Annotated in this window: 23 protein-coding genes, 2 tRNA genes and 2 pseudogenes; 18 read left to right on the forward strand and 9 right to left on the reverse strand. The window is 32.9% G+C overall.

All coding sequences use genetic code 11. The features are described 5' to 3' along the window. From HOG88_RS06465 to HOG88_RS06505, 9 genes are all read left to right on the forward strand, one after another. On the forward strand, window positions 1–657 hold the full coding sequence (locus tag HOG88_RS06465; RefSeq protein WP_295004410.1) for a hypothetical protein: 657 nt from the start codon (window positions 1–3) through the stop codon (window positions 655–657). 118 nt (window positions 658–775) lie between these two features. Continuing rightward, entirely contained in the window at window positions 776–1,381 is a 606-nt protein-coding gene (locus HOG88_RS06470; RefSeq protein WP_295004412.1) for an ORF6C domain-containing protein, read from the forward strand. A gap of 4 nt (window positions 1,382–1,385) precedes the next feature. Beyond that, a complete protein-coding gene (locus HOG88_RS06475; protein ID WP_295004414.1) occupies window positions 1,386–1,670 on the forward strand; it encodes a hypothetical protein in 285 nt (94 codons plus the stop codon). Beyond that, the gene (locus HOG88_RS06480; protein ID WP_295004416.1) at window positions 1,667–2,167 is read left to right on the forward strand and encodes a hypothetical protein; all 501 of its coding nucleotides are present in this window, start codon (window positions 1,667–1,669) and stop codon (window positions 2,165–2,167) included. Before HOG88_RS06475 ends, HOG88_RS06480 begins: the two co-directional genes overlap by 4 nt. Then, window positions 2,151–2,435 carry a hypothetical protein gene (locus tag HOG88_RS06485; RefSeq protein WP_295004418.1) on the forward strand — a complete coding sequence of 95 codons (285 nt, stop codon included), beginning with the start codon at window positions 2,151–2,153 and terminating at the stop codon, window positions 2,433–2,435. The genes HOG88_RS06480 and HOG88_RS06485 overlap by 17 nt, the downstream gene beginning before the upstream one ends. Before the next feature lie 37 nt (window positions 2,436–2,472). Further along, a complete protein-coding gene (locus tag HOG88_RS06490) occupies window positions 2,473–3,225 on the forward strand; it encodes a DUF3293 domain-containing protein (RefSeq protein WP_295004420.1) in 753 nt (250 codons plus the stop codon). 129 nt (window positions 3,226–3,354) lie between these two features. Beyond that, window positions 3,355–3,714, forward strand: a complete 360-nt coding sequence (locus HOG88_RS06495) for a hypothetical protein (protein WP_295004422.1) — start codon at window positions 3,355–3,357, stop codon at window positions 3,712–3,714. A 173-nt stretch (window positions 3,715–3,887) separates the two neighbouring features. Next, window positions 3,888–4,280: a type I restriction-modification system subunit M N-terminal domain-containing protein gene (locus HOG88_RS06500; protein ID WP_295004423.1), complete on the forward strand. Its 393-nt coding sequence runs from the start codon at window positions 3,888–3,890 to the stop codon at window positions 4,278–4,280. Next, window positions 4,261–4,851 carry an N-6 DNA methylase gene (locus HOG88_RS06505; protein ID WP_295004424.1) on the forward strand — a complete coding sequence of 197 codons (591 nt, stop codon included), beginning with the start codon at window positions 4,261–4,263 and terminating at the stop codon, window positions 4,849–4,851. The genes HOG88_RS06500 and HOG88_RS06505 overlap by 20 nt, the downstream gene beginning before the upstream one ends. A gap of 291 nt (window positions 4,852–5,142) precedes the next feature. Here HOG88_RS06505 and purH read toward each other — a convergent pair whose 3' ends face one another. Beyond that, window positions 5,143–6,681, reverse strand: coding sequence for a bifunctional phosphoribosylaminoimidazolecarboxamide formyltransferase/IMP cyclohydrolase (gene purH, locus HOG88_RS06510; protein WP_295004426.1), 1,539 nt, complete (start codon window positions 6,679–6,681; stop codon window positions 5,143–5,145). A gap of 121 nt (window positions 6,682–6,802) precedes the next feature. On the opposite strand from purH, the gene HOG88_RS06515 reads away from it, so the two are divergent. Continuing rightward, on the forward strand, window positions 6,803–7,741 hold the full coding sequence (locus HOG88_RS06515) for a 6-phosphofructokinase (RefSeq protein WP_295004428.1): 939 nt from the start codon (window positions 6,803–6,805) through the stop codon (window positions 7,739–7,741). Window positions 7,742–7,789: 48 nt separating this feature from the next. After that, window positions 7,790–8,014, forward strand: a complete 225-nt coding sequence (locus tag HOG88_RS06520) for a hypothetical protein (protein ID WP_295004430.1) — start codon at window positions 7,790–7,792, stop codon at window positions 8,012–8,014. Here the strand turns inward: HOG88_RS06520 and purL are convergent. Both purL and HOG88_RS06530 read right to left on the reverse strand, forming a co-directional pair. Further along, entirely contained in the window at window positions 8,011–10,227 is a 2,217-nt protein-coding gene (gene purL, locus HOG88_RS06525) for a phosphoribosylformylglycinamidine synthase subunit PurL (RefSeq protein ID WP_295004432.1), read from the reverse strand. The genes HOG88_RS06520 and purL overlap by 4 nt on opposite strands. A 116-nt stretch (window positions 10,228–10,343) precedes the next feature. After that, window positions 10,344–10,514: pseudogene (locus HOG88_RS06530) on the reverse strand (transposase); the annotation flags it as partial. Between the two features lie 291 nt (window positions 10,515–10,805). On the opposite strand from HOG88_RS06530, the gene HOG88_RS06535 reads away from it, so the two are divergent. Genes HOG88_RS06535 through HOG88_RS06545 form a run of 3 tightly spaced genes read left to right on the forward strand, consistent with a single transcriptional unit; the run spans window position 10,806 to window position 15,073 of the window. Then, complete coding sequence (locus tag HOG88_RS06535; RefSeq protein ID WP_295004434.1) at window positions 10,806–12,038, forward strand: AAA family ATPase; 1,233 nt, start codon at window positions 10,806–10,808, stop codon at window positions 12,036–12,038. 1 nt (window position 12,039) lies between these two features. Beyond that, window positions 12,040–13,506, forward strand: a complete 1,467-nt coding sequence (locus HOG88_RS06540) for a hypothetical protein (protein WP_295004436.1) — start codon at window positions 12,040–12,042, stop codon at window positions 13,504–13,506. After that, window positions 13,496–15,073, forward strand: a complete 1,578-nt coding sequence (locus HOG88_RS06545; RefSeq protein WP_295004438.1) for a VWA-like domain-containing protein — start codon at window positions 13,496–13,498, stop codon at window positions 15,071–15,073. Before HOG88_RS06540 ends, HOG88_RS06545 begins: the two co-directional genes overlap by 11 nt. A gap of 25 nt (window positions 15,074–15,098) precedes the next feature. On the opposite strand, the pseudogene HOG88_RS06550 reads toward HOG88_RS06545, so the two are convergent. The 5 genes and pseudogenes from HOG88_RS06550 to HOG88_RS06570 all read right to left on the reverse strand — a co-directional run. Then, a pseudogene (locus HOG88_RS06550) lies at window positions 15,099–15,425 on the reverse strand (tyrosine-type recombinase/integrase); the annotation flags it as partial. A gap of 568 nt (window positions 15,426–15,993) precedes the next feature. Continuing rightward, window positions 15,994–16,070 (reverse strand) — tRNA-Met (locus HOG88_RS06555). A 60-nt stretch (window positions 16,071–16,130) separates the two neighbouring features. Then, window positions 16,131–16,207 (reverse strand) — tRNA-Arg (locus HOG88_RS06560). Between the two features lie 67 nt (window positions 16,208–16,274). Further along, entirely contained in the window at window positions 16,275–16,493 is a 219-nt protein-coding gene (locus HOG88_RS06565) for a hypothetical protein (protein WP_295004440.1), read from the reverse strand. 6 nt (window positions 16,494–16,499) lie between these two features. Then, complete coding sequence (locus tag HOG88_RS06570) at window positions 16,500–16,727, reverse strand: hypothetical protein (protein ID WP_295004442.1); 228 nt, start codon at window positions 16,725–16,727, stop codon at window positions 16,500–16,502. Window positions 16,728–16,840: 113 nt separating this feature from the next. Between HOG88_RS06570 and HOG88_RS06575 the strand changes: the two genes are divergently transcribed. Genes HOG88_RS06575 through aat form a run of 4 tightly spaced genes read left to right on the forward strand, consistent with a single transcriptional unit; the run spans window position 16,841 to window position 21,242 of the window. Further along, window positions 16,841–18,076: an aminotransferase class I/II-fold pyridoxal phosphate-dependent enzyme gene (locus HOG88_RS06575; RefSeq protein WP_295004444.1), complete on the forward strand. Its 1,236-nt coding sequence runs from the start codon at window positions 16,841–16,843 to the stop codon at window positions 18,074–18,076. A 4-nt stretch (window positions 18,077–18,080) separates the two neighbouring features. Continuing rightward, complete coding sequence (locus HOG88_RS06580; RefSeq protein ID WP_295004446.1) at window positions 18,081–18,380, forward strand: ATP-dependent Clp protease adaptor ClpS; 300 nt, start codon at window positions 18,081–18,083, stop codon at window positions 18,378–18,380. Window position 18,381: 1 nt separating this feature from the next. Continuing rightward, window positions 18,382–20,556: an ATP-dependent Clp protease ATP-binding subunit ClpA gene (clpA, locus tag HOG88_RS06585; protein WP_295004448.1), complete on the forward strand. Its 2,175-nt coding sequence runs from the start codon at window positions 18,382–18,384 to the stop codon at window positions 20,554–20,556. Continuing rightward, window positions 20,556–21,242: a leucyl/phenylalanyl-tRNA--protein transferase gene (gene aat, locus HOG88_RS06590; RefSeq protein WP_295004450.1), complete on the forward strand. Its 687-nt coding sequence runs from the start codon at window positions 20,556–20,558 to the stop codon at window positions 21,240–21,242. The genes clpA and aat overlap by 1 nt, the downstream gene beginning before the upstream one ends. A gap of 63 nt (window positions 21,243–21,305) precedes the next feature. On the opposite strand, the gene HOG88_RS06595 is transcribed toward aat, so the two are convergent. Beyond that, window positions 21,306–21,458: a hypothetical protein gene (locus HOG88_RS06595; protein WP_295004452.1), complete on the reverse strand. Its 153-nt coding sequence runs from the start codon at window positions 21,456–21,458 to the stop codon at window positions 21,306–21,308. Between the last annotated feature and the right edge of the window lie 202 nt (window positions 21,459–21,660).

Genomic DNA, 21,660 nt, shown 5'->3' on the forward strand with positions numbered 1-21,660 from the left:
ATGAATTTTAGTAGTACTCATGCAGAAGATTATTTTATTAGTAAAGATTTTATGATTGAACCTGTAAAAAACACAGGAGTATTTGAACCTTATAGATGGCTAGAAGAATTTGGAAAAAACCTTACTAGAAATATTATAGAAGCTAAAATAGTTCATACTACAAGAGGTTTAACACTACCTATAAAAAGATTTTCTACAAGTCAAAATAAACAAACTGTAGAATTTGCAGGGCTTAGGGGATACAGCGATAAATCAAACCTTATAAGTGAGCTACTAAAAGAGCTATGGATAGAGATACAAAATGAAGTGATTACAAGAGTAGATGTGGCGATAGATTTTAAAAGTAAGATACCTGCAAAAGTGATAAAAGAACTTGGAAAGAATCGAATATCTTTTAAATATTTAAATACTACTTACAGTAAGACTGCTAAAGAGAAAAAAACCAATCCTCACTTAGATATAAAAATCTATGATAAGGCACTACATGCAAATCTTGACTACACCTTAGAAAGGTTAGAGTTCTGTTTCAAAGGTGCTTACTTTAGAGGTATGTGTACAGTTAAAGAGCTTGATAAATTTTATATCAAAATGCAAAAGACTATTAAGCGGATGTGTGGGCTAGATGTAGAGATTATACCGTTTAAGATTTGTTTATAAGTTATTATGTACAAAAATCTTCAATAAACTCAACTTTATCCCTTATTAAGGGTGCTCCAAGCACTTTAAGAAAAGTCAGTTTTATAAGCTGGTTTATTAAAATACAAAGGATTCCAAGATGGAAGCGATTATAAAAAAAATAGAACTAATAATCACACTAAAAGAAATTACTGATTTAATATCAGTTGAACACAACAAGGCAATGAAACAAGTTGAAAAACTTAGTGAAGAGCCTAGTTTTGGAACGGTCGAAAAAATAGCGACCGTATATAATGATAAAAATCAAACTATCAAAACTTATTTACTATCAAAAAAGCAAGCAATAGCAATAGGTGCAAAGCTCAATAATTCTTTACTGATGAAAGTTATAGATAGACTTGAAGAACTAGAAACACACCCAAAGATTAAAGTTCCAACTTCAACTATGGAAGCATTAACAATGTTTATTGATGTAAGTAAAGAACAAGATATGAGACTTACTAGATTGGAAGAAGCTACAAGACTTGAAAATTGGCAAGAGCGAAGTCTTCAAGATGCAAAAAATAAAAAAGTGTATGAAATAGCAGATAATGATAAAGAACTTGCTAGTAAGCTTCACAGAAAGGTTTGGAGCTTATTTAAAAGACAGTTTCATTTACCTAGATACAATGAATTACCATCTTTAAAATATGATGATGGGGTCTCTTATATAAATAACTTGACTTTAGCAGATATGGTGGGATGAAGATATGACTGAAATAGAATCACAGAGACATAAAGATTGGTTACTAAAACAATTTGTAGAACTATTTGAAATTAGTTTGGGTTTAAAATCTTCACACCATATTATCAAAGGTAAGCCAGTCTTGATAAAAAAAGTAAGTCTTAGAATAGCTAGAAGCACATGGAAAAGTTTATGCTGGTATCGTAGGATAAATTATACTACTAAACTAAGTGAGACTGAACTCAAGAAAGTTCTAAAAGAGTTTAAAAATAGATATAAAGATGTACTTGCAAAAGAGATTGAATCATGAAAAATAGTTCTAAAGCAGGTCGTTTACCTATTGAAATAACTGATAAGATGATACAAAAGGCTCAAAGATTATCTGAACTTGGTCTTAATGAGAAGCAAATAAGTGAATCATTAGGTATCTCTTATAGTACTTTTCAAAGGAATAAAGAGTATTTTGAGGAGTCTCTAAAAAAAGGAAAATCTTTACTGCGAGAGAGGATAACTACCAAACTCTTAGAGAAAGTTGATGAAGGCAGTGAAACAAGCCTTATCTTCATCTCTAAAAGATTAGGTCTATTCAACACAAGTATGGGAACAACTAAAGCACCTAAAGCAATAAATGAAGCCATAGTTGAACTTGCAAATGTATATGAAGCAACAGCACTAGGGGATATAACAGAACTACAAGGGGATAAGTTCACTTCTATGCTACTTAATATAATTAAGTCTTTAGAAACGGTTGAATTAGAAGATAGAATTAATAAGTTGGAGGAGGTACAAAATGAAGGAGTTATTTAAAAGAGTAAACAAGTTAGAGGGAAAAAATAAGTTGTCTCATGAAGTACTTTTTAAATTGTATCAACCAATTTTATATAAAATAATTAGACAAGTTGGATATTTTGCTCATTATGGTAAAAATAATCCTGCCAATGAGTTAACAAAAAGAGAAGAAAAAATTTGTGATTTATATGAAGAAGTAGTTCGTGCTGACCCAGCTCTTTATGAAAATAGCATATTCAAGATAGCAGATAGAACAAAAGCAGAGAAAATAAATAATAATATTTAATATTTAATAGTATAATCAGTTTATATGAGGATGATAAATGCCAACTTATAGTTCAGATAATAGTTTACAGAATAAAGAAGAGTACCAAGAAGTATTACTAGTTAATGGATATGCTGCAGTAATCGAAGATAAACATAATCAATATAATCAAGTCGCTAGAGCTAGAAAAGAAGCACGAGGATACTTTTACTGTACTGATGATAAAAATCTTTATATGAATCATCATATGACTAATAACGGTGGTTTTGGTTATGCTCCTATTTGTCTAATTGATTACAGTAGCTATGAGAATGATTTGAAATTTAAAAGTGCAGTTCATAACGAAGACTGGAAGACTATTTATAAATATACGAAATTCCTTATTAACAATGGAGTTAATAAGGTTTGGTTCTCTTTTCAGTTTATCCCAAAAGAAGAGAACTACCTCTCCAGAGCATTTGCTATTATAAGTGCTGAAAACCCAAATATGCAAATACAATCAGAAAATGAAAATGCAACAAGTAGTTTATCAATGATAAATTATTTACAAGAGAAAAACTTAGAGTTTTATGACTCTATGGGTGAATTATCTGGACATGAAGAGAAAAGTTTTATTATTTATGATATTGACAAAAAAAGTGCCATCTCTTTAGGTAAAAAGTTTCAGCAGGAAAGTATTTTATTCAATGATAGAGAGTTTATTAGTATATTAAACTGCAACTCTCGGAAGATAGAACTAGAACTTGACCACAATAAATATTATAGTAGAAAAACCAGACTAGACAGTAAAGAAGTTGTGTCCAACTGTTAATATTTCAATTTAATTACATAAAGGAACATTATCAAAAAGTTTACAATATACACAGATACAAAATTATTTTTATTATCAATAATATCCACTTTTATCTTATTTGTTATTACAATTAATATAAATGAATGGATGTATAAATATTATTTATCAATCTTTGTAGCTGCAATAGTCCTATTATTATTTATAATAGTTGAGGATAATTTTAAATCTAAAAAAATGATAAGTGTGTTAATTTTTATACTTACCCTTCATTCTATGTTTCCTACTTTTATAAAAAGTGAAAAAATTGGTACGGAATGGATTGAAGGAGGAGGTACAAGAAGTAATCCTGTTGAATATGAAGGTTATGTGGATGTATATAAATTGCATTTTACATCCTTCAGTGTGGGAAATATTAATTATAGAATGACCATATTTAATTTTTTTATATTAATTGCTTTACTTGGACTACACTATAAAATTATTATTATAATGAAAAGAGAAGAATAGGCTTGAAGTAGATGATTGGATTCAAAAAGACAAGGAAAGGGTATGATATTTCCCTTATTATCAATAACCTTATCTCTACAGACAAAATTATAATCCTTTTTAGATAAAATAAACATAATAATAACACAGGAACTAAACAACTATGGAACATTGCAAATACTCTTAGAGGTAAGATGGATACTGATGAGTTTCGTGATTATATACTTGGATTTATCTTTTACAAGTACCTCTCTGAAAAGATAGAAGATTATGCGAATGATTTACTTGTTGAAGATAAGGTTGTTTATAACTCCATAGATGAAAATAGTGACGATAGTAAAGAGATGCTTGATGCTATCAAAGAAGATACTATTGAGTCACTTGGTTACTTCCTTAAACCCTCAGAGCTTTTTTCTGCGGTTGCAGTGAGAGGTAATGGCGATACAGACAACTTTATACTAGAAGACCTTACAGAAGATGATTTTGAACATCTTTTTGAAGACCTTGATTTAACATCTACAAAGCTTGGTAAAACTGAAGAGGCTAAAAAACACTCTTATATCAAAAGTGTTATCTCACCTAGATAAGATTGACTTTGAGCTTAAAAACCACGACAGAGATGTTTTAGGTGATGCTTATGAGTATCTCATCGCTCAGTTTGCTAGTGGTGCAGGTAAAAAAGCAGGTGAGTTTTATACTCCTCAGCAAGTATCAAAAATCTTAGCAAAAATAGTCACTAACAAAAAATCAAAACTAAAATCAGTTTACGACCCTACATGTGGAAGTGGTTCACTGCTTCTTCGTGTCTCTAAAGAGGTTCAAGATGTAAGTAACTTCTACGGCCAAGAGCTTATCAAGAAGTTTATCAATGAGAATATGATGAATATCAGTGACTCAGACAATATTGAAAATGAGTTTGAGAAGTTTTGGGAAGATGAGAAACAAATAGCATACGATAAGCTATGTACTGAAGAGAATCTTGATTGTGCAAAAGTTAGACAGGTTGTTGATACTTATGTGTATGAAGAGAGAAAGCCTCTTAAAGATGATATTGCAGGTACACTGCTTGTAAAGCCTAAGTTACTTGAAAGAAAAAAGATAGTTCCTAGAGTGTTGGATAAGATTGTTCAGTTTGTTGATAAGTTTTATGATTTGTAAATTATAGTTTTATTGACTATAATATTCCCCATATAAGAATCGAACTCTAGTCTCAAACTTCCTATGCTCTCGCAAAATGGTACATTTAAAGGTACATTCTGAAAACAGGAATACATGCAAAGTACTTAAAATAGGCTTAAGAATTAACAAAGTAAGTAGAGCACGTCTCCACCAACTATAAATCAAATATACTCAATTAAAATACTTTAAAAATAATACTGAAAAATGAGATACTAGATAAATCAAGTATCAACTACCCTGACACAGGGGGACATAAGCTAGAACAAAAGGTTAATGTAAGAAATGGCGAACTTCTGAGAAGTAAAGACTCATACCAAATTCGTTTGCAGCATCAATAATTTCTCCATCACGGATACTTCCACCAGGTTCTATAACATTCTTAATTCCAGCACCTGCTGCTGCATCTATAGAATCACGGAAAGGGAAAAAAGCTTCTGATGCAAGAGCAGCACCAGTTACATCAAGACCCATGTCTTTGGCTTTTTTGAGTGCACACTGAGCCGCATCTACACGAGAAGTCATACCCATACCAACAGCTACCATTGCAGAGTTTTTAACATACACAACACAGTTGGACTTAGTTAAAGATGCAACTTTGTAAGCTATCTCTAAATCTTTCATCTCTTGCTCTGTCGCTGCATTTTTAGAAACTAGCTTCGCGTTTTTTACTTCGTCTTTACCAACAACATCAGCATCTTGGAAAACAAATCCACCATTAACATGTTTGAAATCTTTTTTATCGTTTGCAAGAGTGAGTTTATCACTTCCCATTTCAAAAAGTTTGATACGTTTTTTTTGTGCGAAAATTTCTTGTGCTTCTTCAGTTATACGACCAGCGATAACTACTTCTAAGAAAATTTCATTCATTTTCTCAGCTAACTCTGCGTTTACTGTACCATTGACTGCAACAACACCACCAAATGCAGACACAGGGTCACATTTAAGTGCTTCAGTATAAGCTTCTAAAAGAGTGTCTTTAATAGCGAATCCACAAGGGTTACCATGCTTAGAAATACATACAGCATTGTCATCACCAAAACCACGTGCTATTTTCACGGCACCATTAAGGTCATTTAAGTTGTTAAAACTTGCTTCACCTTTTAGTGTTGTGAAGTTTTGTGAAAAGTGATTGTCAAACTCATAAAGAGCACCTTTTTGATGAGGGTTTTCACCATAGCGAGTATTCATTACTTTATTTCCAACTACAAACTGCTTCTCACCAAAACCATTGTTAAAACGCTCATTCATATAGTTTGCAATCATAGAGTCATAAGCTGCTGTATGCTCATAAGCTTTTATCATATAACCACGACGAAAGTCTTTTGTATTTTTTTCATTTTCAATTGCATCGATAACTTCAGAGTAATCTTCTACATTTGTAACGATAATAACAGCATCAAAATTTTTAGCTGCAGAACGAACCATAGCTGGTCCACCGATATCAATATTCTCGATGATATCATCAAAATCATCAGTTCTCTCAATAGTTTCTTTAAATGGGTAAAGGTTTACACATACAAGGTCAATAGACTCAACACCAAGCTCTTTGGCTTGGTCAAGGTGAGACTGCTTATCACGGCGGTGAAGGATTCCACCATGAACATAAGGATTAAGAGTTTTTACACGTCCTTCAAAGCACTCAGGAAACTTAGTAACTTCATCAATCTCTATAGCTTTTATACCAGCTTCAACTAACTTTTTATATGTTCCACCAGTTGAAACTATCTCATAACCATTTTTTACTAATGATGTACAAAACTCAACTACACCCGCTTTGTCGCTTACACTTACTAATGCTCTTTTAGACATAAACTCTCCTTTTTTTAGAGTAAGAATTTAAAAAAATCTTACTGTTTAAATAATTATGAAATTTTATCTAATTATAGTTTAGATAATGGTAAACTATATAAATTAACATTTTGGATTACATATGAATAATATTGCAATTTTATGTTCTGGTGGCGATGTTTCAGGTATGAACCCCGCACTGAAGCATTTTGTAGAATACTCGATTGAAAATAATTTAACTCCATATTTTGTCTTTGATGGTTATGAAGGCCTCATAGACAACCAAATCACTAAGGCAACTTATAAAGATATTTCTGGGATTATCGCTCGTGGTGGTACAAAGATTGGCTCTGCAAGAAGCTCGCGTTTTATGGAAAAAAAGTTTCGCAGTTTAGCTAAACAAAATCTCGATAAACTTGAGATAAAAAAACTCATAGTTCTTGGTGGTGATGGTTCTTTTAGAGGTTTAGATATCTTTTACAAAGAGCATGGCATTTCTTTTTGTGGTATTCCATCAACCATAGATAACGATATAAATATGACTGAATACTGCTTAGGGGTGGATACAGCACTCAACATCATAAAAAATGCCATCGATTCAATCCGTGATACTGCCTCATCGTTTAAAAGAGCATTTGTAATAGAAACTATGGGTAGAAAATGTGGTTATCTAGCACAAATATCTCACATTACCTCTGGTTCAGAACTTTGCTTAATTCCAGAAATAAAACATGATTTAAAAAACTATGAAGATAAATTTAGAAAAGAATTAGAAAATGGAAGACGCTATTTTATAGCTATAGTTGCTGAGGGAATAAATGAAGACTCTTCTGAGATAGCCCAATGGTTCCAAAAGAGTATTGGGATAGAAGCAAGAGTAACTATACTCGGTCATACACAACGAGGTGGTAACCCTTCTGTTTATGATAGATTAATGGCTTACAAGTTTATCAATTATGCGATAGATGCCTTAGTCGAAGGGAAAGAAGAATCTATTGTCTGTTATTCTCAAGGTGGTTTTGTATATAAAAGTATAGAAGAAGTTGTCTCACATAAAAAGATTTTGGAACTACTTATATAAGAAAATGGCATACTCTTTGCTAAAAGGCTTATGACTCTAAGATATAAGATGAAAGCAAGAGAAATCACAATAGACAATGACAATTTGGATTTGAACTACGATAGCACTTTGACCATTGACTTAGTTAAAGATTATGTTACTCTGGACTTAGAAGTTCCAAGTAGCTGTATTAAATCACTCAAACTACATGTCCATTATGTAGATATACAACTTAACTCTCAGGAAAATTATTTTAACGACGATTTGTATGTAAACCTACAGAGAGTATCTTAGATATCTCTCTCTATTACACGCTTAAAGGTATTGAAGTAGTTATCATTTAACACTTCCATGCTCATCTCTATATCATTAACTTTAATAGAGTCTCCACCAACAGTTCCAATTTTTTCAACTGCCATTGACTCGTCTAACATAGCTTCAAACGTAGCACAGTTTTCAGGTTTTATTTCAATGATAGCACGACTTTGAGACTCAGCGAAAATATCTCTCTCATCACTTACAGTAATTTCAACATCACATCCAAGTCCAGAAGTCGCAACCATTTTAGCAAGTGCTATAGCAACACCACCAGAACTTGCATCTTTAGCACACTCAAGTAAATTTTTCTTGTTACCTTCGATTACTAATTCCCAAAGAGCAAGTTCACTTTTGTAGTTTATAACTGGCATAGTACCAGCAACAGTTCCACAAATTTCTTTCATGTATAAAGAACCACCGAACTCAGACATTGACTCACCAACTAAGTAAAGTGCATTACCTTCTGATTGAAATGATGACATTAAAACATTGTTTTGGTCATCATTCACACCAACAGTAGCGATAGATGGCGTTGGAAAAACAGAAATGCCATTTGTTTCATTATAAAGTGAAACATTTCCACCGATAACTGGAGTAGTTAGTTCAGCACAAGCCTCTTTAATTCCGAGACAACCCTCTGCAAACTGCCACATAACTTCTGGATTTTCAGGATTACCATAGTTAAGACAATCTGTAATAGCTAGTGGACGAGCACCACTCATAGCTACATTTCTACCTGATTCTATAACTGCTGTTGCTGCACCATTTTTAGGGTCAACATAACAGTAACGAACATTACAATCAGCAGACATTGCGAGTGCTTTTCCATTCTCCTTTACACGGATAACAGAAGCGTCAAGCATTCCACCTTTTTTGATTGTGTTAGTTTGTACCATTGAGTCATACTGTGTATAAATCCATGACTTATCTACAACTTCCATGGACTTTGTAAGTGTCTCAAACGCAGACTGGTTAGAAACTTTGTCAAAATCATCAATAGTTACAGAAGCTAAATCTGCTAAATAAGCTGGTTTACTCATAGGACGATTAAGTTCAGGAGCTTCTTCACTTACCGGGTCAACAGGAACCTCTCCACATTTCTCACCATGCCAGAAAAGTTCCATATTACCAGTAGCAGTTACTTCACCAATTACAGCAGCATCTAAATCCCATTTTTCAAATATGTCAATAATAGCTTGTTCTGAACCTTTTTTAGCACACAGAAGCATACGTTCTTGAGACTCTGAAAGCATAAAGTCGTAAGGAGTCATATTTTCTTCACGAGCAGGAACTTTGTCAAGGTGCATAGTCATACCTGATCCAGTACGTCCAGCCATCTCAAAAGATGAAGATGTAAGACCTGCGGCACCCATATCTTGGATACCTACAACATGGTCAGTTTTAAAAAGTTCCATACAAGCTTCCAGTAGAAGTTTTTCAGTAAATGGATCACCCACTTGAACTGTAGGACGAAGTGATTTTGATTCTTCAGTAAAGCTATCAGAAGACATTACTGCTCCGCCAAGACCATCACGACCTGTTTTTGCACCAACATACATTACAGGATTTCCGATACCTTCTGCACGACCTAAAAAGATCTCATCAGATTTTGCAATACCAAGGTTAAAAGCATTTACTAAAATATTACCATTATAACAATCATCAAAACTCACTTCACCACCAATAGTTGGAACACCCATACAGTTACCATAACCACCGATACCCTCAGTTACACCACGAACTAAATAACGTTGGTGTGCAGAGACTTTGTCATCATTCATAACATTACCAAAACGCAGTGAATTTAAAGAAGCTACAGGACGAGCACCCATAGTAAATACATCACGCATAATTCCACCAACACCTGTTGCAGCACCTTGATAAGGCTCGATGAAAGATGGATGATTGTGTGATTCCATTTTAAATACAGCTGCATAACCATCACCAATGTCAATAACACCAGCGTTTTCACCTGGACCTTGAATAACCCAAGGAGCCTTAGTAGGAAAACCTTTTAAATGCACTTTTGATGATTTATAAGAGCAATGTTCACTCCACATAGCTGAAAAAACACCAAGCTCCACTAAGTTTGGCTCGCGTTTAAGTATCTCTTTTATATGTGTGTAATCATCTAGTGAAAGTTTATGATTTGATAATTGTTCATCAATATTTTCTAATTGTTGGCTCACAGGTAAGTCCTATAAAATTGGTTTTAAAAAATGGATTATATCTCTTATAGTGTTAATAAGTAATTAAAAAAAATTCAATTGTATCTAAAAGTCGAGTATTCATATTTAGTACTTTTATCAAAAGCTAAACTCATATTTTCAAGAAATTGCTTTTTCCAGTTCTTGAGATTATTTGGAATAATCTCATATGCACTTGTAATTTCATTTATCGTCTTTTCACCCTCTAAAACTTCAAGCACTAATTTTGCCTTGAAGTCTGCACTGTATGTCTTTCGTGTTCTACTCATTTTCAATCCCTATATCTTCATCTTTTTATTCTAACATCTTGGAATTAAAAAATAAGATTTACTGGTTTAGTTTTAGGGGTTCATTATACTTTGGGGTGGCCCCCTATATTTTATCGCTGAGTAAGTATAGGGCTTTTAAAGGTGTACTTTAATAAAATAGCATAAAAGATAATAGTGTTGAAATAGACAGATACCTCGCAAACTTACAAAAAAAGATTGCATAGTGTACATGCTCTATTAGACCGAGTAATAAAACATACAAAATCAATGAACTGCTCAAGAGGAATATAGATGAACATTAGTTTTTCACATTTAGATATATACAAAGAATCCCAAATTGTCCCCTATTTAGAGGGTGAGTCTGGGATAGGTAAGACATCGATTATAGAACAGTATGCTGCGGCAAAAGAAATGGATTGTATCATTATGGGAGTGGCTTCTTTAGATCATATAGAGTTTTACGGTAGGACAGTTTCAACAGATATTGTAGCAGGCTTTAATGATCAAAAATTTACTGTATTTAAGAAGTCTATACCTAACTGGGTATCAACAATACTTCAAAATGATAAAAACAATAAAGAAACACTTCTTTTTATAGATGAGCTCAACCGTGCGGAGCCACAAAATCTTCAAAGTTTAATGAACCTAATACTTAAAAAAGAGTTTGGATCTGATAGCATTAAATTACCAGAGTCTTTGTTTATTGTCTGTGCTGGCAATCCCACAGATGACGGTAATTACCTTGTTGAGTCACTTGATAAGGCTATGCTAAGTCGAATGGCCATAGTAAAGGTTAAAGCTACGCTTGAGTCATGGAAAAAGAGTTATGCTCTAATGCACGATAAGAAAAACAATAGACAAAGGGTTCACCCCTTAATCATTAGCTACCTTGATAATAATCGTTCTGACTTTTTACTTCAAAGCAATGATGATGATATGAGTGATCCAGGAATGGATCCAAGAAGATGGGATATGATTTCTAGACTACTGTATTCTTATGAAATAAATACTACAAGTGATAATAACTTACTAAGCCTTTTATCTACCGTATCTAGTAAAGAAGTTACACCTAAACTAGTTAACTATCTCAAGAGTTCTAAAGTTCTGGTTTTCAGCAAAATTCAAAAGCAACTTGCAGATTTTTTACACTTGCATAAAGAAAAAGACTTCCAGGCATATTTAGTAGATGAAAAGAATGATACTTCTCATTATGATGAACTTATAGAGTCAATACAATCCCAATTGGATCGTTCTCAACCTGTAACTCAGATGAATATTCTTAGCTCTTGCTTCTACGCGGTAGAAGCTATGAGTGTAAGCGATGATATATTTGCAATTATGCTTAATGTAAGTTCTGAAGAACACATTATGTCAATAAAAATTGGTATTGGTGAGGCTCAAACTTATATAGATAAGGTAGATGAAAAATACAGCTTAGGTGTCAATGAAAAAGTATCTAATGGTTTGGTGAAGCATATAAATAAAACAAATCCCTATGTAGCAGACCTCCTTCGAGGGCAATAATATGACACCATCTTACCTTCATGAAAATCTCATTCAAGCATGTGAAAATACCAATATAGACGAGGTCAAACGGTGGCTAGCTCTTGGTGCTGACGTAAACTTAAATATACACCTTCCTAAGAATGCCTTAGATACAGCCGTACAAACAGGTAATCATCAAATTATTAATCTACTCTTAGAGTCTGATGCTACAATAAAAGAGTATGTGCTTCAAAAAGCCATAGAAAAAGACAAAAAATATCTACATCTTTTAATTCCAAACTTTGAAGTGTGCAAGGATAAAAAACTTCTTACAGGGATGCTTCTAGCCGCAATTAATATAGGTGATTTAGGCCTCGCAAAACAAGCAATTGAGCAAGGTGTAAAACCATCTTCATTGTTTTTATATGCTATTTTAAAAATTGCTAGTGTAGAAGTATTACAATTGTTAATTGAAAATGGTTTTAATATACATGCGGATACAAACAAAATTTTAACCCAATGGATGGGTTCATCTGCAATAAACTCGCATGAAGAGAAAAGGAATAAAAGACATGATCTATTACAATTTATCATTGATTATTATCTAGAAAGACCCAACTCTATAGAAGGCTTTAAATCTTGGAATCAATCTGACAAATCACGTTTGTTTAGAATGGGATTAGACACTAATAATTTGAACATGATGAAATTTTCGGTTTTGACAGGGGTAAACAAGAATGAATCGCTTAATTCTGTGCTCAGTCGATATTACTCAAAAACACAAGACAATAAAGATGTAAACGTTAACGAGGAGATAACCCAATATATTTTAAACTCAAATATAATATTTAATAAGGTGATTATTGCAAACGCAGTATGTTTTAACTATACTAAAGTTTTAAATGCTCTAAGCCATATGGATGACTTAGAATATGCTTATGAAATAGCCTATAGCTATGACAATGACTCCTTGCAAAAGTATTTTATTAACAAAGGTGTTTCTATACAAGCACAACACTTTACTAAAATGAAAGTTGCTGCCACCAAAGGCAATCTTAAAGACTTACGACAAGCCGTTAATAATGGTGCTAATCTAGATGTATTGGGTACTGATGTTATTGTTGAAATCATAAATGGAAATCACGTAGAAATACTAAAATATCTTCATGCCTCAGGTACAGAGTTTAACGGGTCGTATAATGCCCACCTAAATAAGGCAATGATTGCTCACAATGCGTATGAAAGCATAAGCTATCTCATAGAATTAGGTCTTGATATAACCAGTATAGGAAATATACCACGAGATTACAAAAGAGATTACCCCTCCTTTTTTGATATGTGGGAAAAAAAATTTAGAAATATCTTTAATTACACTATTTATTTAGCAAAAGAAGTTTACCCAAGGCGAGAAGGCAAAAAAAAAGAAGATGTCTTAGCAAAAATTGCAGAGTTTTCAACACTGCCTTATGTTATAAAAATGTCTGAGGCTGCATCACTTGAACAGTAATCAAGACTACCTCTACTGTATGAAAACCATTGAGTCTATCATTGCAAATCCTGATAGTAGTTGGAAAACAGTATTTAAAGAGATGATTATTTCTATGATAGCTTCTAATACAAATGAGTTGCTTTGGTATGCAAATTTTTTAAGCAGGTGTGAATATGAATTTCACTTTGATGAATCATTTGTTTCATCTGTTTATTTTAATGGGAAAAATTTTGTTATTGTAGTAAATCCAGTGATACTTGGAGTCATTCATAAAGACCAAATTATTGCCATACTTAAACATAGTGCGGGACATATAATTAACCATCATTTTACTCGAGGAAACTACGACAGCAGCATAAATAAAGAAGCGATTGAAACAGCAAAAGATATAGTAATTAATGGATGTAGAGAGGTTCCTTATATTAAAGACTTACCTAGCACTGGTAGCTATAAAGATTCGCCTATTGCAGCACTTTTTTATCAGTCCCTTTTTCAAAAGTACCGAATTGAAACTTATGAGGTTGGTAGAGAGTTTGAATATTATGTAGAGCTAATACAAGAAGTTTTAAAAGAAGGTTCTTACACAGAAGCACAAGACAATAATGAATCATCTGACAATGACTTAGATAATAGCTCTGATGATGAGATAGATATACCATCAGATACTTCACAGGACAAAGATGAAAACAGTAAGCCCTCAAGCAATGATGAAGAAAATGGTATACAAGACACAGATGAAAAGAGTGGATCATCTGAAAGAAATGATGAGATAAGTACAGAGTCAAAATCTTTATCTGATAAAACCTTAGAAGCCTTAAAAAATGGTGAGTGTAAGATGGATAACCATGAGTATGGCGAACAGCTGCAAGTTGCTGTGGAACTTAATGATAATGCATTAAACTCTTTCATGGATAGCACATTAAATGAGATGATACATGATTCAACAGACTTTGCAAGAGGTTTTACACCTGGTCTTGCAACTGGGGCACTAAGTAAAATCCAAAAAAGGAACTCACACAAAGATTGGAAAAAGATACTTAACAAAAAGATGCGAAACTCCTTCAATAATTCTATACGGTACAGAGAACCAAATAAGTCGAGACAACATCCCATTTTCCAAGATGATTTAGACTTGTATGGATACAGCCACACAAGGAAACCTAAACTAGCCGTTGTACTTGATGTGTCAGGTTCTGTTGATGACAAACTTCTTAGCTTTTTGATGTCTGAAGTCCAAGCCATCCAGAGAAGATATTCTATTAAGAGTGTTACCCTAGTGCAAGTTGATGCTGAGATAAAAGATATACAAAAATTTGGAATTCGAGACAAGTTCATAAAGAGAGAAGGTAGTGGTGGAACCATAATGGAACCAGGCTTTATGGCCTTATTAGAACAATCAAGTCGTGATATACCTGATATGATAATATGTGCTACAGATGGAGATATAGAAAAAAGTTTTGAACACGTTAAAATCCCAAATAAAGTACAGGTAATTTGGCTTATTGAGGAAAAAGGCAGATTATTGTTTGATGTAAGTAAATATCCAAAACAGCAGATGCATGTTATTAAGTTTTCGAATCTCTGAGGATCCACCACTTCAAACACCTAAATCACATACTTTCAAGCTTTAAGTTAACATTTTGTACGCTATCTGTACGCTCATCATCTAAAAATACAGCTCTTTTCTTATTCTCATCTGGAATAAATTTAGCATAAAACTTCAATGTTGTCGCTAATTCAGAATGTCCAAGCATTACCTTACTAACCCAAGCCAATTCCTCACCTTTTTGAAGCATGATACTAGCGAATGTATGTCTAGTCTGATACAGTACTCGATGATCATACCCAGTTCGTATTAATAGGTTTTTCCAGTGATACTTTCGAAATGTATCATATTTAGAATATTTACTACCATTTTGAGCTAAAAATATAAAACCTCTTTTAAGACCTGTACCTTTAAACTGTTCTTGTAAAGTAAAGCTTTAGTTCCAAACTCATGGCCTTTGTGGTCTTTACCTTTATTGATAGCATAAGCATCTAGCTCATGTAAAGAATAAATTTTATTTGGAGTGTTTCTCTCTTTTAGAATTTACACCTAAATCGATACCTATTTGTGAAATTGGTTTATCTCTATTTAGTGCTAATTGAACTGTTGAATCTCTAAATTCTTGTGGATTTTTTTATTTTCTATCTTAAGCTCACCTATTTGTGTTTTTAGCTCAGAATAGCTTTGTATTCTTTGTGTGAACAAGTGTAGCCGTATCAGATTAAGATTCGTTTTATTTTTCATCGGATTTACCTATATATGCAAGGAACTGGGAAATCTTTTAGATTATAATTTATAATTGACATTTTTTTTGTTTTAAAATTTTAATTTATTCGTTTAACAATAGTGTGGATAACAAATTGAGTAGTTCTAAAAGGTGTTTAATATTACTAGCTGATACGAAGACATAAGTGTAATTAAAAGTGTTGTAACAGAATCTATAAATAAAATATTTTTATTGGTTGCGGAAGCAGGATTTGAACCTGCGACCTTCGGGTTATGAGCCCGACGAGCTACCGAACTGCTCTATTCCGCGACATTTTGTAAGATTAATCAAGTTTTTCAAAATGAAGTAATAATTTAGTAATTTCTAACATGGTGCGCCCGACACGATTCGAACGTGTGACCGCTGGTACCGCAAACCAGTGCTCTATCCAGCTGAGCTACGAGCGCACACCATCTCTGTATTTGAGAGGTTGAAATTATATCCGACTAATCTTAAACTGCTATAAAAGGTGTACTAATTATCTAAAGTATTTGAAATTTCTTGAATTTTCTTCTCTTGTGAATAAAGTTCATGATTTTTTTTCACATAAGCTTGAAGTAATGTTTTTATATCGTTGTTACCTTCGATGTTGAAATCCTTTAACATATTTTTTTCTAAAAATATGGCAAAGTCATTTTCAATGTCAACATCAAACCTTATGCCTCCAATATATAAACCTATTTTTTTACTCATGTGTTTTTAGCCTAAAATACTTTCTATTTTACTAACTATATCTTCTATTTCTATATCTTTTAGTATATTCATTTCCGTTAGTTTTTCTAACTCTTGGTTTTTTATTTCACTTTCACCTTTTAAAGTTATTAATTCATTTCTCATTACTTCATTTTCGGCTTTCATATGATTAAACTGCTGTAGCATTTGTAACACTTTCTCATTAAGAGCCTCTAAAATTGTTTGATTTTCCATAAATTTTCCTGATCTTTTTTACTTACACAATAATATCATAATTATCCATACAGGATACTATTATCTCTACTTAGATATAATAAAGAAATATAATTAAACTAAGGTCTGTATAAATGAATAATTTTGAAGAATATTGTACGAAGTTTGTACAATCTGTAGGAAATAAAGAGGGGTCAGTCTCACCGGAACTAACTTCATCTGCATCTTTTGGCTATGGAGATGCACAAACTGCAGAAGGTATTTTTGATGGGAGTGTAAAAAAACCACTTTATTCAAGAATGGGTAATCCAACTACTGCAAAACTAGAAGCCATTCTAGCCCAAATGGATGGAGGGATTGCTGCTGTAGCTACAAGTTCAGGTATGGGAGCCACAACTTTAGCAACAATGTCTCTACTTAGTAGTGGTGATGAAATCATTAGTATTGGTGGTCTTTTTGGTGGTACATATGCCCTGTTTGATGAGACATTGACTCGGTTTGGCATTAACACACGATTTTTTGATGTTGATGAATTAGAAAACATCAAAAATGCAATCAATCAAAACACGAAAATAATCTTTTTGGAAAGTGTTGGAAATCCAAATATGAGACTTCCAGACATCAAAAAAATAGCAGAAATTGCAAATACGGCTGGTGTTGTACTTATAGTAGACAACACAATTACACCATTAAGTATATCACCTTTAAAACTTGGTGCAGATATAGTTGTTTACTCAACAACAAAAATAATATCTGGAAATTCATCGGCTCTTGGTGGATGTGCCGTGTTTAGAGCAATTAACGACGGAGAAGATAAATTAAAAACTTCTCGTTATAGTTTTATGGCTAAGTTTATAAAAAAAGCTGGAAAAATGGCACTTCTTCCAAATGCAAAAAAACGTGCTCTTAGAGATTTCGGAATGAGTGCAAATGCACATGCTAGCTACCAAACACTACTTGGATTAGAAACTCTTCCTTTAAGGCTCCAACGAATTACACAGAGTGTAGAGAAGGTAGCGAAAGAACTAAGTAAAAATGGTCTTAACATAAACCACCCATGCTTACAAAGTCATCCTCACCATGAAAGATATAAGTCAGAATTTTCAAATGGATGTGGAACTTTACTTACTATAGACTTGGGCACACAAGAAAAAGCTTATAACTTTTTAAATGCTACAAAGTTAGCGACAATAACAGCGAACATTGGTGATAGCAGAACACTGGCTTTACACATGGCATCAACAATTTATAGTGATTTTGATACAGATACAAGAAAATTTCTTGGAATCACTGATGGTCTAGTGCGAATTTCAATAGGTTTAGAAAACCCAGATGATATAGTAACTGACTTCTTAAACGCGGCAAAGTAAAGACATGGCACCTAATTCAGAATACGAACTAAAAGATGCAACCCTTTTATCTTATCCTAAAAAATATAAAGTTTTTTTATTAAATGATGATTATACAGCGATGGAGTTTGTAGTAGAAATACTTACTACTCTTTTTCATAAAAGTACTGAAGAAGCTGAAAAAATAATGCTCGAAATACACAAAAAAGACAAAGGTCTTTGTGGTGTTTTTACACATGAAATTGCAGAAACAAAAGTAATGCAAGTTTTCAAAAAAGCAAAAAAAAGTGGTTATCCACTTAAAGCTACAATGGAGGAAGAATAAAATGATTAGTCCAGCACTTAATGAGGTTTTTCAAAAATCTATATCTTATGCTAAACAAATGCGTCACGAATATCTTACAATTGAGCATGTGTTTTTCCTACTCTTAGAATCCCCTCAAGGTCACTCTATCATTAGTGCTTGTGGCGGTGATGTAAAGAGAATGAAAGATGATTTATCAAAGTACATAATATCTAATATTGAACCTTTACCAGAAGACATAAAAGTTGATCCATATGAAACTGTAGCTCTTTCTAGGCTTATTGATAAAATGGTAAAACACATACAATCTGCACAACAAATTGTTGCCGATATAGGTGATTTAATAGCTGCACTTTTTGAAGAAGAAGATACATTTTCGTACATGCTTCTAAGTCAATACCAAATTTCAAGATTAGATATTTTAGAAATTATCTCTCACAATGATGAACTAGCTGAAAATTCCACTAAAGAAACTTATTTACAAAAGTATTCTATTGACCTACTTGAAAAAGCAAAAGAAGGAAAAATAGATCCTGTTATTGGTAGAAATAATGAAATAAAAAGAGTAGTGCAAATCCTTTGTAGAAGAAAAAAGAATAACCCAATACTAGTTGGTGAACCTGGAGTAGGTAAAACTGCAATTGCAGAAGGTTTAGCTCTTAAAATATCATCAGGAAAAGTTCCAGAAATCATTAAAGACTCTAAGCTTTATGCCTTAGACTTAGGGGCACTCCTGGCTGGTACAAAATACAGAGGCGATTTTGAAAAACGTCTCAAAGGTGTAATGGATGAACTTAAAAAAGAGCCAAATACCATCATCTTTATAGATGAGATTCACACACTTATAGGTGCAGGTAGTACAAGTGGTACTATGGATGCAGCTAATCAACTAAAACCCGCTCTAGCATCTGGTGAAATAAAATGTATGGGTGCTACAACTTATGCTGAATATAGAAATGGTTTTGAAAAAGACAAGGCATTAAGTCGCCGCTTTTCAAAAGTAGATATCGAGGAACCAAGTCAAGAAACTTCATATCAAATACTTAAAGGTATTCAAAAAAAATATGAACAACATCATGGTGTCAAATATACCAATAATGCATTAAGAAGTGCTATTGATTTGTCAACTAGATATTTAACAGATAGATTTTTACCGGATAAAGCTATCGATCTTATAGATGAAACAGCAGCTTCATTTCATTTAAAAGCAAATAAAAGAGAAAAAGTTACTTCCCAAGATATATCTAAAACTATTTCAACAATTCTAGGTATTACAAAAACTGGAAACAAAAAAGAGGAACTTCTTCAACTTAAATCATTACAGGAAGTGCTAAGTACTAAAGTAATTGGTCAAGATACAGCCGTAGAAGTTGTAACTAAAGCTATTAAAATATCAAAGGCGGGATTAACTCCCCAAAATAAGCCCATTGCTTCTTTTCTTTTTTCAGGGCCAACAGGAGTTGGTAAGACAGAACTTGCCATTTCATTAAGTCAAACACTCGGTATTCATTTTGAAAGATTTGATATGAGTGAATATATGGAAAAGCATACTGTTAGTCGTTTAGTTGGTGCTCCTCCTGGATATGTAGGTTTTGAGCAAGGTGGACTACTGACAGAAATGGCAAAAAAACATCCTTACTCAGTTTTACTTCTCGATGAAATTGAAAAAGCTCATCCTGATCTCATTAATATACTTTTACAAATCATGGACAGTGCAACACTAACTGATAATAATGGATATAAAGCAAATTTTCAAAATATCATCCTTATTATGACATCAAATATTGGTGCACAAGCCAGAAATGTAATGGGCTTTAACAAAGATGAATCTATTTCAAAAAATGAAGAGCTAAAGTCATTCTTCACTCCAGAATTTAGAAATAGACTTGATGCAATTGTTGAATTCGATCAGTTAAGCACTAAAACAGTTCAGGGAATAGTAAAAAAATTTATTGCAGAACTTAATGTTGAACTTCAAGAGAAAAAAATATTAGTTACTATAACTCAAAAAGCAATTGTATTTATAGGAAAAGAAGCTTACTCTCCAGAGATGGGAGCTAGACCATTAAAACGTTATATTCAAGATAATATAACAAATAAGCTAAGTGATGAGATACTATTTGGTAAACTCACTAAAGGCGGTATCGTAGAAGTTGATTCAAAAGGTGAACTGCTATTATCATTTAAAGAGCTTTAGTGATTATTAGCCAACTTGATAGCAATAATTTTGACTTCCCAAATCCAAACCTTGCCAATGAAGATGGTATAGTTGCGTTTGGAGGGGATTTAAATCCTTTGCGACTAATTAGTGCATATCAAAGTGGTATCTTTCCATGGTATTCAAAAGATGACCCTATTTTATGGTGGTCTCCTAGCCCTCGTCTCATTATGGAACTCGATGATTTTAAACTCTCACATTCCCTCAAAAAAAGTATCAAAAAATTTGAATATAAGATAGACACTAATTTTACAGAAGTTATGAAAAAATGTGCAACAACTTATAGACCTAATCAGCACGGCACCTGGATTCAAGATGATTTAATTAAATCATTTGAAAAACTTCACAATATGGGAATTGCACATTCAATAGAAACTTATCAAGATGGAAAATTAGTCGGTGGTCTTTATGGCCTTACAGTTGGAAACCTCTTTTGTGGAGAATCAATGTTCTCACATGTAAGCGATGCATCTAAATCAGCTTATGCTGTACTTGTAAAGCATTTAAAAGAATGGGGCTATGACTTTATAGATTGTCAAGTTCCGACAGCACACTTAACTAGCTTAGGTGCAAAAGAAATATCAAGAGAAACTTTCTTATTACGTTTAAAAAAAGGAAAGCAAATAAGAATAGAACATAAATGGAAAATCAGTAAAGACTTATAAACCATAGACCTTTAAAAATACCTTTTTCAATCATCACGGGACCACTGCATAACAACTATCATCCTATATATCCTTGGTATATATATCTTGAAGTGTGTCCAGTCCCGCATTCTTCATTGTTTTTGAATTATACTCTCTGGCATTTAACAGCTGTTGGATTTTTCTTTTTGAAGGTGTAGTTGATTTGAGTGTTATCGCTTTTAATAAGAGAAGCATCTACCAGTACTTATTTACCTTCTTTGGCAATAAAGTCATTATCTTATAATTGTTTATTAACTGCATTCTTTCCACCTTTACCATTCTTATTTAGTATTGGTCTGAGTTTTTCAAAGTTTATAATTGACTCTCGCTCCTTTAGGAATGAAGTCACATTATTAAGTCTTGATGTTATTGCTATATCTGAAAATGTGTTATTTGT

It is taken from the genome of Sulfurimonas sp. (assembly GCF_018698455.1).
In the GTDB taxonomy this organism is placed as follows: Bacteria; Campylobacterota; Campylobacteria; order Campylobacterales; family Sulfurimonadaceae; genus Sulfurimonas.